The sequence below is a fragment of the Mycobacterium sp. genome, from assembly GCF_035603715.1.
Lineage (GTDB): Bacteria > Actinomycetota > Actinomycetes > Mycobacteriales > Mycobacteriaceae > Mycobacterium.
In genome coordinates this window covers 1-13771 of sequence record NZ_DATNJW010000238.1, presented here as the reverse complement: position 1 = coordinate 13771, position 13771 = coordinate 1, and the positions used below count along the sequence as shown (strand labels likewise).

Below are 13771 nucleotides of genomic sequence, written 5' to 3'. Positions count from 1 at the left end.
AGCAGCCTTGGGCGAGGCTGAGTTGGTTCGGATCAAGGGTGCCGACGAGCCGGTGCGTGCCCACCGCCTGTTGGGCATCGGCGACCGGCATCGCGCCGTCGGGCGTGCCGAGTCGACTCTGGTGGGTCGGCGCGGGGAGCTGTCGGCCGTCGAGAGCTTGTTGGATCGCGCAATCGACGGCCACGGCGCAGTGGTCGGGATGGTGGGCCCACCTGGTATCGGCAAGAGCCGTCTGGTGCGTGAGGTGGCGGGGATGGCGCATGGACGAGGTTTGGAGGTGTTCACCGCGTTCTGCGAGTCAGACACCAGCCAGGTCCCCTTCCATGTCGTCGCGCGACTGCTGCGTGCGGCCATCGGCGTTGAGGGTCTTGATAGGCAGGACGCCCGCGATCGAGTGCGCCACAGGGTTCCCGACGCAGACCCGGAGGACATGCTGCTACTCGACGACCTCCTAGGCATTGCCGATCCCGATGTGCAGCTTCCGCAGATCGATCCGGATGCTCGTCGTCGGCGGTTGACGGCACTGATCTATGCCGCGTCGGTGGCCCGCACCCAACCGGCGCTGTACGTGGTCGAGGATGCGCACTGGATTGATGAGGCCAGCGAGTCGATGCTGACAGATTTTTTCACCGTCATCCCGCACACCCCATCGATGGTGATGCTCACCCATCGCCCGGAGTATCGGGGCGCGTTAACCCACGTAGCAGACGCGCAGACCCTAGCGCTTACGCCTCTGAGTGATTCGGAGACGGCAGCACTGGTTCGAGAGCTGCTCGGCCCTGACCCATCGGTTGGTGCATTGGGCCAGACAATCGCCGAGAGGGCCGCCGGTAATCCGTTTTTCGCCGAAGAGATCGTGCGCGACCTGGCCGAGCGCGGCGTGCTGCGGGGTAACCGCAGCGCCTACGAATCGACAACCGATGGTGGCGAGGTCAGTGTGCCGGCCACATTGCAAGCGACTATTGCAGCCCGCATCGACCGGCTTGATCCAGCGGCCAAGCGCACGTTGAGCGCAGCCGCTGTCATCGGCTCACGCTTCAGCCGGGAACTACTGGAAACACTGGGAATTGACCCTGTCCTTGACAGCTTGGTGGGCGGCGAATTCATCGATCAGATCCGATCCACCCGGCAAGCCGAGTATGTGTTCCACCATCCGCTGATCCGCGCGGTGGCCTACGAATCACAACTCAAATCCGATCGCGCCGAATTACACCGCCGCGTCGCGGCCGCCATCGAATCACATGACCCGGCGGCGACCGAGGAGAACGCTGCTCTGATCGCCGAACATGTGGAGGTCGCCGGTGACCTGCACGCCGCCTACGGCTGGCACATGCGCGCGGCTACGTGGGCGACCAACCGCGACATCGCCGCTGCGCGACTGAGTTGGGAGCGCGCGGAAAAGATCGCCGACGCATTACCCGCCGATGACCCCGACCGGGCAGCCGTTCGCATTGCTCCTCGCACTATGTTGTGCGCGACCGCCTATCGAGTCCACGTGAACGCTGCCGGTGACCGCTTCGAGGAGTTACGGCAGTTGTGTGCGGCCACCGGGGACAAGGCGTCACTGGCCATCGCCATGGCGGGGTTGGTGATGGATCACGCGTATCAGGACCGGATGCGCGACGCGTCGCAGCTGGCATCTGAAGCCTGGACCCTCGCCGAGTCCATCGGCGACCCGACCTTGACCGTGGGGCTGTACATGCCGCTGATCCACGCTAAGGGTGAAAGTGGCGAGTGGAGTGACGTGCTGCGCTGGTCAGAGAGAGTGATCGACCTGGCCGACGGTGATCCCTCCAAGGGCAACTTCCTTTTCGGCTGTCCACTGGCGAGTGGCTTTATAGGTCGGGGTACCGCCCGTTATTGCCTGGGTCGTCACGGATGGCGCGACGACCTGCGACACGGCCTGGTCATGGCACGCAGCGCCGACCCCCTGTCCTACGCCACGGTTGTCGCCTGGGTCTACAACGCGGGGATGCTGTACGGCGTGCTGGTGCCCGACGATGTCGCGGTGGGCGAGATCGTGGATGCCCTGCGGATTGCCGAACGATCCGGTGATGACATCGCGTTGGCATTCGCCCAGATGACGCTGGGCATTGCGCTGGTACACCACCACACCGCTGCGGAGCGCGACCGCGGACAACGGCTGCTGGCGGAGGTTGGCGAGGTGTTCCTACGCCGGGGATACAACCTGTGCGATTTAACGGGCGTCAGTGTGTACGCGGCTCGTGAGAGGGCTCGGCGCGGAGATCGCGATGAAGCCATACCGCTAATGGCCGCCGCCGTCGGTCATCTGCTCGGCGAGGGACAGCTGCCGGTGTGGGGCATTCCCGCGACGGGTGTTTTGGTGGAGACACTGCTAGATCGCGGGGCAGAAGGTGACCTGATAGAGGCCAACGCTGCGATCGAGCGGTTAGTCGACGCACCAGCCGATGACGGCCTGGTGATGCTCGATGTCTGGCTGCTACGGCTACGCGCACTGCTGGCGCGTGCACGTGGTGACGACGCCGCCTACTGCGACCTCAGGGATGGCTACCGCGACATGGCGAAAACGCTTAACTTCGAAGGACATATCGCGTGGGCCGAGGCAATGCCATAGAGCCCCGGATTCACCTGCGCCGCCTCAATTCAGCTCGGCCGCTGGACATCGGTTAGCTCGGTCAGATTGCTCGTGGTCAATTAGTCGCCGCCAGTATTCGTTGATGTGGTCGGATTGACGCTCGAGCGGAGATTTGGGCAAGCCAGTGGCGTGTGTGGGATCAGCGCCGAGAAATTGCAAGACTCGCGCAATCTCACCGTCGTAGTTCACGTCGAGTTCTTCATACCGGACCGTCAGGACCTCGGGACGCCGACTGGTGAAGTAATTGGTCCACGCAGCCTGTTCGGCGTCGAGGCTTCGTTCCATCTCGACAATCTGCTCGTATGCCGGCACCACGCCGGTGAGGTCGACCGCAGCCCGACCGGGTGTGGGCCGCGCCAGGTAGAGCCCCCACGAGCGCGCACTCCTCGACAACCCGGACGCACGAAACCACTCGCCAGTCGCCTCGGCGCGAAACAGCGATAGGGCCTGCGCGCGCCGATCGGTACGGACGATATTCACGAAAACTGCTGCCGGAAAAAGCATCTCGAGAACAACCCCCGGATCGCCATGAAAACCCAGGGCTCGCGCAAGCAAGACGACATGGCGCCAATGAATTTTTACTCCCCGAACACCGTTCTCTGTCGCCGCGAACGCCATAACCTTCGCCACATATTCTGCCCATGAGCAATCCATCGGCAGTTTCAGGTCTTGCTTATAGGACCCGATGTAGTCGGGCGTGAAGTACTCTTCGGGCCGCCCGGCGACTCCGGTCGCAACGAGGCCAGCGGCCAGAAGCGAACTACCCGAGCGAGGAGTTGAGGCGATGACATAGGTTGCTTGGCTCATGACCTTCGCCCCCTTTCGAGAGTTGCTCTTACGCTCGCACGCCTTCGATTCCGAACGCAAGCTTGCTGACGATCGCCCCGGCGCCACGGGCCTACAGAGGTCGGCGGTTCGCTGAACTACTCCGGGCGCACTTGGAATCTGCGGCAATGGGAAGTGGGTGGGTATAGCGTCGATGACGCGGACAACCGCCGTGCAATAGGAACCTCCAGCCGCAAGCAAAAGGGGCCTCATATGCCAAATGGGAAACCCAATTTCCTCGTGATCTGGGGCGACGACATCGGCATCAGCAACTTGAGTTGCTACAGCATGGGATTGATGGGCTACCACACGCCCAACATTGACCGGCTTGCACAGGAGGGGATGCTCTTCACCGACTCCTACGGTGAGCAGAGCTGCACTGCCGGACGGGCCGCGTTCATCAGCGGCCAGAGTGTGTACCGGACTGGTATGAGCAAGGTGGGCGCGCCCGGTTTCGATATCGGGTGGGCCGCCCAGGACCCGACGATCGCGGAATTACTCAAGCCGTTGGGATATGCGACCGGGCAGTTCGGCAAGAACCACTTCGGTGACCTGAACAAGTACCTACCGACCGTGCACGGCTTCGATGAGTTCTTCGGCAACCTCTATCACCTCAACGCCGAGGAAGAACCGGAGCAGTTCGACTATCCCCATGCCGATCAATTCCCGATCTTGCACGAACTTGCGCTGCCGCGTGGCGTACTGAAATGCCGGGCCACTGACAAGGTCTCCGCCGAGCCCGACCATCCGAAGTTTGGGCCCGTCGGCAAGCAGATCATCGAGGACACCGGCCCTCTCGACACCCGGCGGATGCAGACCATCGACGATGACATCACCGATGTCACAATTGATTTCATCATCCGCCAACACGGAACTGAGACACCGTTCTTCGTGTGGATGAACACCACCCACATGCACCTCTATACCCACCCCAAGCCCGAAAGTCGGGGTCAGGCGGGGCTATGGCAATCCGACTACCACGACACGATGATCGATCACGACCGCAATGTCGGCAAGGTACTGGACTGCCTCGACGCACTGGGTATCGCCGAGGACACCATCGTCATCTACTCCACCGACAACGGGCCGCACCGCAACAGTTGGCCGGATGCGGGCACGACCCCGTTCCGGAGCGAAAAGGACACGAACTGGGAAGGAGCGTTCCGAGTACCGGAGCTGATCCGGTGGCCCGGCAAGATCAAAGCTGGGGTCGTGTCCAACGATATTGTCCAGCACCATGATTGGTTGCCTACACTGCTCGCAGCCGCTGGCGACCCCGATGTCAGCGACAAGCTCAAGAACGGCTACGTCGTCAATCTCCAAGGCGAGGACAAGACATTCAAGGTCCATATCGACGGCGTGAACCTGTTGCCGTATCTGACGGGAGAGGTCGAAACCAGCCCAAGGCGGGGGTTCTTCTACTTCTCCGACGACGGGGATCTGGTCGCTATGCGCTTTGAGAACTGGAAAGCCGTCTTCATGGAGCAACGTTGCCAAGGCACTATGCGGCTATGGGCAGAACCATTCACATCGCTGCGCTTACCAAAGTTGTTCAACTTGCGTACCGATCCGTTCGAGTATGCCGATATCACCTCAAATACTTACTACGAGTGGTTCCTTCGCCACGACTACTTCGTCTTGTACATGGTCGCTATGGCCACGAAGTTCCTCGACACCTTCAAGGAGTTCCCGCCGCGACACGCACCCGCCAGCTTCACCATCGACCATGCTGTGGAGCAACTCCACAAGTTCCTGGCAAAGGATTAGCCCGGTGTCGTAACGACTGGGAGCTGCAGCCGGGATGTCCCGCCTGATCCATGCGCCGCGACGTGTTTTGAGGGCTGCATGTCGAACGCGGTCAGAGGGTCCTCGCCGACAACTAAGCAGGCAACGACTACTTACGGTGAACGGTTCAACCGCGAGAGAGAAACCGCGCCGTCCCCGAGCTCAGAGCCAGCCCGTGCGCGCCGCGGCGACAGGCTCGGCGGGGGCCGGCGCCAATTGGCCACTCCGCACGCCGTCGAGCATTCGTTTCACCGTGGCAACAATGTCCGGGGCGGCCGCGGCAAGTCCTGCTATATCGGCCTCGCTGACTTCGTCCGCGTCGACACCGGCCCGGGCCAGCACGGCGCCCGGGTCGGCCAGCTCAGCTGCCAACCAGGACAGCGGGTCGGCTGACAGCTCGGGGACGAAGTTCCGGCGGCTGGGCTCCCAGCCGTTGAACCGGGGGTGATGGTGGGCCCGGTCGAGTGTCCCGGGCGGGCTCTCGGTGGACCCGAAAAGATCCACCCGCCACACCGGGCGGGTGAAAGCGATTGGGACTCCGGCGTAGATCGATCCCCGCGGCTCGGCCCGGTCGACCAGCCGTAGTTCCAATCTGACTCCCCGCTCAGGGGTTTCTTGGCCTTCGTTCGGTGTCGGGTCGACGAAGAACATGTCGCCGACGACAACACCCATGGCTTCGAATCCGAACGCTGCGAACATTGCGTACCTTTCGTCGTGCCCACTCAACTGTAGACCTGGGCGCGTTAGGCTCCATGGCAGCCGATTTCCTCAGGAGTGTGGGCACATGGGTGTGCCAGTCCGGGAGTGGACGCATTGGGCAGTGGGGTATGCGCCGTCACGCGTGGCGCTTAATCTGCTGGCGCGACGAGGCGATCCGCTGGCGCAATTGATGACCATCGACCGCAATCCCGTCCCCGATATCTATCCGCTCATCGAGCAGGTCCGCCGTCGCGGGCGAATGTCTCCAGTTGTGAAAGTCCGCGGCTGGGTCACCGCCGATTCGCAGATCATGCGCGAGGTGCTCCGCGACGGCCGCTTCAGGACCTTCAAACCTCCGGATCGATCGTCTTTTCGTTTCGGCCAGTGGATCTTGGCCAAGACCGACCCCGACGTACTCAACCCGATCGAGCCACCGTCGATGTTGGTCACCGATCCGCCCGAGCACACGAGGCTGCGTCGCCCGGTCGCGCGGGCATTCACGCCGCGCGCGCTCGAGCGACTTCGTGGCCGTGTTCACAACCTCGCCGACGGATTGCTGCGCGGTCTGACGGGCAAGACCGAGTGCGATTTGGTCTCCGAGTACACGTCGCGCATTCCGATAGCGATCATCACCGAAATGATGGGAATGCCCCCCGGGGAGACGGGCTATCTCCAGGAAGTCGCCGAAGCCACAACGAGATTGATCGGTAGCACGGCAGCATGCTGGCGTGACTTTCGGGCCGGCAACGCAGTCCTGCGCGAGTTCGACCGGTATCTCGCTAACCATATCGAGCGGCTGCGGAAAGACGATACCGGCGAGAGCATCCTCTCCGACGTCGTACGTAGCGGCGATCTGAGCGAAATCGAACTCAGGATGCTCGCGAATTTGCTCCTGGGCGCGGGGTTCGTCACCACGAGTCATGTCATGGGCAAAGCCGTCGTCGCGCTGGTCCGTCATCCGGATCAGGTGGCCGCGCTAGCCGCGAATCCCGACGGCTGGCCGGGTGCGGTCGAGGAGATTCTGCGATTTGACACGGCGGGTCATGTAGTGCCGCGTATCGCTACCGAAGACGTTGACGTGCAAGGGTATCCGGTCCGGGCGGACGAACCCGTCTTTCTTTTAGCGGGCGGCGCCAACCGCGATCCGGCACTCTTTGAGAACCCGGGTACCTTCGACACCGCCCGCGCCAACGCCCGCGAACACCTCAGCTTCAGCACGGGCACGCATGTCTGTCTGGGTGCGGCACTTGCCCGGATGGAATTACACATCGGCTTGCAGTCGTTGTTCGAGCACTATCCGGCGTTGACGTTGGCCGGTGAACCGACTTTCAACAACAGCATCGGTCTGCACGGACTCACACACCTACCGGTGTCACTGCGCCCGGCTCAGTCCATCTTTTCGACCCATTGAGCGCGAGATGGCCCCGGCTCGAACGGGTCGCTGAAGTACTGCGATTCGTGGACCACCTCGGCGCCCTCGAATTCCATGATGCTGACCACGTACGAGGGCTTTCCGTCGTACGTCATGACGAGTTCGCTGACCCACAGGTTTCCGCTGCCGAGCATGCGTCGCACGGTGAACCGCTTGAGGTTTGGCTGGGCGGTGCGTGACGCCTGGATGTTGGCTCGGCTTCGGATGCGCTCGCCCGATTGCGGATAGTCGAGAACTGCATCGGCTCGATAGATTTGGTGTTCAGTGGCGAAGTCGTTCGCGTCGGAGGCATCCCAGTGGCGTTGTAGAGCGGCCCGCACGTCGTCGTCGCCCATGCCTATGCTCCGTTCACCGCTTGCTCGCGGGCCCAACGGTAGTCAGCCTTCCCAGAGGGACTGCGTTCGATGGCGTCGCGGAAGACGACCGCCTTCGGAAGTTTATAGCGGGCCAGGGTTTTCGCGGCATGGTCGATCAGCTCAACAGCCTCGGCCCGCGCATCATCGGCGAGTGCAACGACGGCGACGACTTCCTGGCCCCACCGCTCGCTGGGTCGTCCGGTGACGACCACGTCGGTCACCGCGGGATGCGAGGCAATGGCCGTTTCGACTTCTTCGACGAAGATCTTTTCGCCGCCGGAGTTGATCGTCACCGAATCGCGGCCCAGCAGCTCGATACAGCCGTCGGTGCGGTGGCGGGCCCGGTCACCGGGTACCGCGTAACGCACGCCCTCGATCACCGGGAAAGTGGCCGCGGTTTTGGCGGCGTCGCCCTTGTAACCCAGTGGTACGTAGCCCCGTTGGGCGAGCCAGCCCATGCCATCGTGACCTGGCTGAAGGATCGAGCCGCGATCCTCGGCGGCGACGACGGTGTCGGGCCCGGCATTGAAGATGCCCGTCGACACGGTTCCCGAGGTCGACATGTGGTGCATCTGGCCACCGGTCTCCGAGGATCCGACGCCGTCAATGACGATGGCGTTGGGCAGCACGTCGATCACGCGTTGCTTGACATACGGGGTCAACAGCGCGCCACCGCTGGCCACCACGGCCAACGACGACACATCCGCGACGCCCTTTTCGATCGCGGCGACCAAGGGGCGCGTAATCGCGTCACCGACCACGGTCACCGTCATCACCTTCTCCCGTTCGATGGTGCGGACCGCATCATCAGCATCGAAATGGTCTACAACAGAAGGGAAGACAACGGTCTGGCCGGTGGTGATCGCCGTCATCACGCTCCACTGCGCCGCACCGTGGATCAGCGGCGGCAGGAGCAACAGCTTGGTTCCCGCGCTGCCCGCCAGCCTCTCCACGATCTCGTCGAGCGAGCTACTGGGCTCTCCGGTCATGATGTTGCGCCCGCCGAAGGAGGTCATGAAGATGTCGTGCTGCCGCCACAGCACACCTTTCGGCATCCCGGTGGTGCCGCCGGTATAGAGGACGTACAGATCGTCGGGGGAGTGCTGGAGTGCCGGCTCCGGCAAATCCGAGCCGATGATGGTCTCGTAGTCCACGGCGCCGTCGAGCAAGGCGTTGCCCGAATCGTCGGCGATTTGAATCAAGACCCGCAGCTGCGGAAGATCCGGCAACACTTCGGCTACCCGCGGTGCGAAGCAGGCGTGGTAGATCAGTGCCGTTGCACCCGAGTCGGCGAGCAGATACTGCAACTCGCTCTTGACGTAGCGGAAATTGACGTTGAACGGTGCGACCCGGGCGGCGAAGGCGCCCAGCAACGCCTCGACGAACTCGTTGCCGTTGTAGGCATATAGGCCGAGAAGATCCTGCCCGACTTCGTGGCCATCCAGCGCTGATCGCTCTGTGTGGCAACCCAACCCGCGTGAGTGCAGGTATGCCGCCAGACGATTCGACCGCCCGACGATGTCTGCGTAGGTGTAGCGTCGATCGCCCTGGATGATCAGCTCGCGGTTCGGAATCGTGGCCGCGACGGCTGCGGTGACGGCGGGCACGGTGAATTCGACTGCGGTGTCGGACATCAGGCCTCTCACGGCTGGTGCGGAAGTAAGCGAACCATCAGGCCGTTGGCTTCGCTGAGTACCGCGCCGTCGGCTGCCGTCATGGTAGCCGTGATGAAAACCTTACGGCCGTCGATCTCGATGATCGTGCCGCGAGCCTCCAGCGGCTCGTTGATCGGGGTGATCTTGCGGTAGTCGACGTGCAGGAAGGCGGTCCGGGTGGGCCGGATCTTCGCGGCGGTCACCGTCATCCCGAGCAGCCAGTCGTACAGCAATGGAATCATGCCACCGTGCACCGCCCGGTTACCGCCCACGTGAGCCTCGGTGAAGTGCCCAGTCATCGTGACACCGTCGCGCCCGGAGTCGTTCATCGTCCACGGCGGCATCAGCGGATGCCCCAATCCGGGAATGCTCAACACGCGGCCCGCCACGACCTGCGTCTCCGGAACCTGGTGGCCGTCCAAGAGGGCGCACGCGCTTTCCAGGTGCGCGGCTGCATCAGCCCACAGCGAGCTGTCCGGGTTGGTGGCGACGGTCAGATCCTGGAGTCGGCGCATCGCGGCGACGAATCGGCCCAGCTCCGGGGGTGCGTCTTCCACCGGTCGGACTTCGGGAAACCCACCCCGGGCTGCGGGTGCGGTGTCGGCGGCGTCGGTCACAAAGTCCCCTCATCGGGCTGGCCCCACGTCTGGATCAGATCGTCGGTGCTGGTGATTGTCGCCAACAGCGACAGCGTGTTATCGATGATCGCATTGCCGTACTCGGTGGGGATTCCGGCGACGGCATCGCGCGGCACAATGACCCGGTAGGCAGCGTTGACCGCGTCCATGACCACGTTGGGGATCGCGATATTCAGCGATACCCCGACCACCACGATGGTCGACACCCCGAGGTTGCGCAGCACGGCGTCCAGGTCGGTTCCTCCCATGGGGCCGACACCGTGCCATCTGCTGAGGACCAGATCGGTTGGCTCGGGTCCTAATTCAGGCAATACCGCGGCCCCCGGCGTACCCGGAAGAATGTTCACCTCACCGCGCCCGATGGAGAAGATCTTCGCGTTGTGATTGGATCCGAGCCCATCGGGACGTCGCTGCACTACGCAGTGCACCACCCGCACGCCTGCTGCCCGAGCAGCCGGCAGCAGCCTGGTGATGTTGGGCAGTGCAACACGGCGCGCCTCCTCGGCGAGTATTGCCAGCCCGGCGTTCGGGCCGATGACGGCGCCCTGGCACTCTTGGGTGACGATCGCGGTGTGCCCGGGTGCCGCGATCTCGGCCAGGTCGATCATGCCGGCACTTCGTAAAACTGAGCAGCCCACTTACGCAGGGCCATATACCCTTTCGCGTCCTCTTTGGAAAGCGCCGGATTTTCCACGTACTTCTGGTAACGCCAGATCTGAAGATCGTCGAAGACTGTTGACAGGAAATGCTTTTCGATGGTGTCGCGCAGCTCGCCGCTCGGTATGTCGGACGAGTCGCCGGGCAGCCGCGGCCACCAGATTGAATAGAACAAGTCCGAGCATTCGTCGTCGACCGGTGTGCAGGTGAAGATCAGCCGATGATTCTGGGCGCCCTCGAACACGCTGATCGCGCCACCCAGGCCGAACAAGTGGCTGTGGAACCGTAACGCGAGATCCTCAGAGTTGTCGCTGCGGGCATCCGGCCAGCCGGCGACGAATTGCCATTCCTGGTCGACGATCTTCCAGTCCAGCACGCGCGGCGTCACCGTCGCATGGTGCACGTACTCGAAATGCGCACTGTCGGGTGCATTCTCGGCGACGGTTTGCGGATGCACGGGTTCGCGTTCGGCCCGCCGGGAGAACTCCGGAAACGCACGGTAGTAGGCGGCCGGATCGGTCTCGAATTGCGGGAACTTGCGGAAGATGTCCGGCATCTCCCACTGCGGCTCCTTGCCGTCTGGCTGATGCCAGATGAACACGCAGTCGTACTGCTCCCGGACTGGGTACACCCGCAGCCGCAATACCTTATTGGGCCGGTCCGGCTGATAGGGGATGTACCGATTAGTGCCGTCGGGTCCCCAGCGCCATCCATGGAACGGGCATTGAACGCAGTCGCCGACCACAGTGCCGCCGTGGCCGATGTGGGCGCCGAGGTGCTTGCAGTGCGCTTCCATGACGTGGAGTTCACCCTGCTCGTCTCGGTAAGCGACCAGATCCTCGCCGAAATAATGCAGCGGCCGGACCTCGCCGATGGGAAATTCCGGCGACCAGCCGACCATGAACCAACCGGTGACTTTCCAGGTGAAGGGAACTTTCACACCGGCTCCTCAAGCACTCGTGGCGGCGATACTAAATACGTTACAGTATGGATTCCAGGTCGAGGGAGGCGTTGGGAAGTGGCAGACGATCTCGAAGCGATTAGGCAGTTGAAAGCGCGCTATTGCCGGTTTCTCGACGCCAAGGACGCCGACGGGTGGCGCAGTGTGTTCAGCGACGACGTGGTGGTCCTGCTGGACATGGCGGTGTCCACCGGTGGAGCCGACCCGTTGACAGGCCCGCCGGTGGAAGGTGCCGACAACTTCGTGCCCATGGTGCTGGGCAGTCTCGAGAATGCGGCCACGATGCACCACTGCCATACCCCGGAAATCACCCTCACCTCGCCCGTGACCGCTACCGGCATCTGGGCAATGGAGGACTGGATCATCTTCGGCAACGGCAACGAACTGCACGGTGCGGGCCACTACCACGAGACCTACGAAAAACAGGACGGCACTTGGCGGATCAAGACGCTGCACCTGACCCGGACCATCCAGCAGATCACCGGTGACAATGCCTGATAGCGACCCGCGCTTCGATGCGCTCGTTATCGGTGCCGGATTCTCCGGCCTGTACACGCTGCACCGGCTGCGTCAGCTCGGGCTCAGGACCCGGGTGCTGGAGATGGCCGAAAACGTCGGTGGCACTTGGCTGTACAACCGCTACCCCGGTGCACGGTGTGACATCGAGAGCATTGAGTACTCGTACAGCTTCTCCGAGGAAATACAGCAGGAATGGGTGTGGACGGAGACCATGCCGGCCCAGCCCGAGGTGGAGGCCTACCTGAACTTCGTTGCCGACCGTCTTGACCTTCGCCGCGACATCCAGTTCGGCACCAAGGTCGTCGCGATGACCTTCGACGAGCAGGCGGCGGACTGGACGGTGCGCACCGAAGCCGGTGAGGTTCTCAGGGCCCCGCTCGTCGTCGCGGCTACCGGAATCTTGTCGGCGCCGCTGGAACCCGACATCCCCGGGATGGCGTCCTTCACCGGATCGTCGTTGTTCACCAGCCGCTGGCCGAAGGACGGTGTCGACTTTTCCGGCGGGCGAGTCGGCGTCATCGGTACCGGCTCGAGCGGTGTCCAGCTCATCCCCGTCGTTGCCCGAGAAGCCGAGCAGCTCTACGTGTTTCAGCGCTCTCCGGCCTACACCCTGCCGTGGCGGGTGCGGCGGTTCGAGCCCGGCGAGCTGGACGATCTGAAAGCGCACTACGACGACATCCGAGCCGCCCAACGGGCGCACCCGGTTGGTGCGGCGCGGCTGAGCGCCTTCTCGGTGCTCCTCGGGATGCTGGGTAAGCCCCCGTTGAAGTCGGCGTCACGCGAAGACCAATTGCGTGCTATCGAAGAGGACGGCGTCCTGGGCGCGCTGAATTGGGGTGACATCTTCTTCGACATCGAGGCCAACCGGATGGCGGCAACCTTGTATGGCGAGGCGGTGGCGCGGATCGTCGAGGACCCCGAAACGGCGGCCGCCCTGGTGCCCGACCACCCGTTCGCCTGCAAGCGGCCGATCATCGACCAGGGCTACTACGAAACCTTCAACCGCGACAACGTGACGCTCGTCGATTTGCGCAAGGGAGCGATCCGCGCGGTGACCCCGTCCGGTATTCGTACTGACCACCGTTCTTACGATCTCGACGTGATCGTCTATGCCACCGGGTTCGACGCAATGACAGGTGCGTTGAGCCGCATCGACATCCGTGGACGCGACGGACTGTCGCTCGCCGAATTCTGGGCCGCCGAGGGCCCGTTGTCCTATCTGGGCCTGGCGGTCGCCGGCTTCCCGAACCTGTTCACGATCCAGGGCCCGGGCAGCCCGAGCGCGGCGACCAACTTCGTCGCCGCGCTCGAACAACATGTGGACTGGATCTGCGACTGCATCACACACCTGCGCTCCAACGGAATTCGCACCATCGAGGCACTGTCCACCGCGCAGCAGGAGTGGATCGACCACGCGACCTCGTTGGTCGCACCGACCGTTCTCGTCCATCCATCATGCAACTCCTGGTACAACGGTGGCAACGTGCCCGGCAAGAAACGGATGTACATGGGTTACACCGGCGGAATCCCCGAATATCGGCGCCGCTGCGATGAGATCGCGGCTGCCGGGTACACCGGCTTCACGTTGGCTACATGAGCGCCACATCGATCGCACTCAGTGCCGCGC

General features: G+C 63.2%; 12 protein-coding genes. 5 read left to right on the top strand and 7 right to left on the bottom strand.

What is annotated here, in order from left to right; translation table 11 throughout:
* A partial coding sequence (locus VN856_RS10205; protein ID WP_325688569.1) for an ATP-binding protein occupies positions 1–2596 on the top strand: 2596 nt, incomplete at its 5' end.
* 24 nt (positions 2597–2620) lie between these two features.
* Here VN856_RS10205 and VN856_RS10200 read toward each other — a convergent pair.
* A complete protein-coding gene (locus tag VN856_RS10200) occupies positions 2621–3424 on the bottom strand; it encodes a Stf0 family sulfotransferase (protein WP_325688567.1) in 804 nt (267 codons plus the stop codon).
* Between the two features lie 231 nt (positions 3425–3655).
* Here VN856_RS10200 and VN856_RS10195 point away from each other — a divergent pair, with 231 nt between their 5' ends.
* Complete coding sequence (locus VN856_RS10195) at positions 3656–5209, top strand: arylsulfatase (protein ID WP_325688565.1); 1554 nt, start codon at positions 3656–3658, stop codon at positions 5207–5209.
* 180 nt (positions 5210–5389) lie between these two features.
* Here the strand turns inward: VN856_RS10195 and VN856_RS10190 are convergent, their stop codons facing one another.
* The gene (locus tag VN856_RS10190; protein ID WP_325688564.1) at positions 5390–5926 is read right to left on the bottom strand and encodes a hypothetical protein; all 537 of its coding nucleotides are present in this window, start codon (positions 5924–5926) and stop codon (positions 5390–5392) included.
* Positions 5927–6011: 85 nt separating this feature from the next.
* Here VN856_RS10190 and VN856_RS10185 point away from each other — a divergent pair, with 85 nt between their 5' ends.
* Positions 6012–7337 (top strand): cytochrome P450, encoded by a 1326-nt coding sequence (locus VN856_RS10185; protein ID WP_325688562.1) that lies wholly within the window; start codon positions 6012–6014, stop codon positions 7335–7337.
* Here the strand turns inward: VN856_RS10185 and VN856_RS10180 are convergent.
* The 5 genes from VN856_RS10180 to VN856_RS10160 are packed head-to-tail and all read right to left on the bottom strand — an operon-like array spanning position 7313 to position 11604.
* Positions 7313–7693, bottom strand: a complete 381-nt coding sequence (locus tag VN856_RS10180) for a nuclear transport factor 2 family protein (RefSeq protein WP_325688560.1) — start codon at positions 7691–7693, stop codon at positions 7313–7315. The two genes, VN856_RS10185 and VN856_RS10180, sit on opposite strands and share 25 nt — an antisense overlap.
* A 2-nt stretch (positions 7694–7695) precedes the next feature.
* Positions 7696–9348, bottom strand: a complete 1653-nt coding sequence (locus VN856_RS10175; RefSeq protein WP_325688558.1) for an acyl-CoA synthetase — start codon at positions 9346–9348, stop codon at positions 7696–7698.
* Positions 9349–9356: 8 nt separating this feature from the next.
* Entirely contained in the window at positions 9357–9986 is a 630-nt protein-coding gene (locus VN856_RS10170) for a PaaI family thioesterase (RefSeq protein ID WP_325688556.1), read from the bottom strand.
* Positions 9983–10615: a cysteine hydrolase gene (locus tag VN856_RS10165; protein ID WP_325688553.1), complete on the bottom strand. Its 633-nt coding sequence runs from the start codon at positions 10613–10615 to the stop codon at positions 9983–9985. Before VN856_RS10165 ends, VN856_RS10170 begins: the two co-directional genes overlap by 4 nt.
* Positions 10612–11604: a Rieske 2Fe-2S domain-containing protein gene (locus VN856_RS10160; RefSeq protein WP_325688551.1), complete on the bottom strand. Its 993-nt coding sequence runs from the start codon at positions 11602–11604 to the stop codon at positions 10612–10614. Before VN856_RS10160 ends, VN856_RS10165 begins: the two co-directional genes overlap by 4 nt.
* 78 nt (positions 11605–11682) lie before the next feature.
* Between VN856_RS10160 and VN856_RS10155 the strand changes: the two genes are divergently transcribed.
* Together VN856_RS10155 and VN856_RS10150 are read left to right on the top strand one after the other, a co-directional pair.
* Positions 11683–12123, top strand: a complete 441-nt coding sequence (locus tag VN856_RS10155) for a nuclear transport factor 2 family protein (protein WP_325688549.1) — start codon at positions 11683–11685, stop codon at positions 12121–12123.
* Positions 12116–13741: an NAD(P)/FAD-dependent oxidoreductase gene (locus VN856_RS10150; protein ID WP_325688572.1), complete on the top strand. Its 1626-nt coding sequence runs from the start codon at positions 12116–12118 to the stop codon at positions 13739–13741. The genes VN856_RS10155 and VN856_RS10150 overlap by 8 nt, the downstream gene beginning before the upstream one ends.
* Positions 13742–13771 lie beyond the last annotated feature (30 nt).

Excerpts from the sequence above, each read along its gene's own strand:
- VN856_RS10165 (WP_325688553.1), bottom strand. The coding sequence starts at position 10,615 with ATGATCGACCTGGCCGAGATCGCGGCACCCGGGCACACCGCGATCGTC.
- VN856_RS10150 (WP_325688572.1), top strand. The coding sequence starts at position 12,116 with ATGCCTGATAGCGACCCGCGCTTCGATGCGCTCGTTATCGGTGCCGGA.
- VN856_RS10185 (WP_325688562.1), top strand. The coding sequence starts at position 6,012 with ATGGGTGTGCCAGTCCGGGAGTGGACGCATTGGGCAGTGGGGTATGCG.
- VN856_RS10200 (WP_325688567.1), bottom strand. The coding sequence starts at position 3,424 with ATGAGCCAAGCAACCTATGTCATCGCCTCAACTCCTCGCTCGGGTAGT.
- VN856_RS10175 (WP_325688558.1), bottom strand. The coding sequence starts at position 9,348 with ATGTCCGACACCGCAGTCGAATTCACCGTGCCCGCCGTCACCGCAGCC.
- VN856_RS10190 (WP_325688564.1), bottom strand. The coding sequence starts at position 5,926 with ATGTTCGCAGCGTTCGGATTCGAAGCCATGGGTGTTGTCGTCGGCGAC.
- VN856_RS10195 (WP_325688565.1), top strand. The coding sequence starts at position 3,656 with ATGCCAAATGGGAAACCCAATTTCCTCGTGATCTGGGGCGACGACATC.
- VN856_RS10180 (WP_325688560.1), bottom strand. The coding sequence starts at position 7,693 with ATGGGCGACGACGACGTGCGGGCCGCTCTACAACGCCACTGGGATGCC.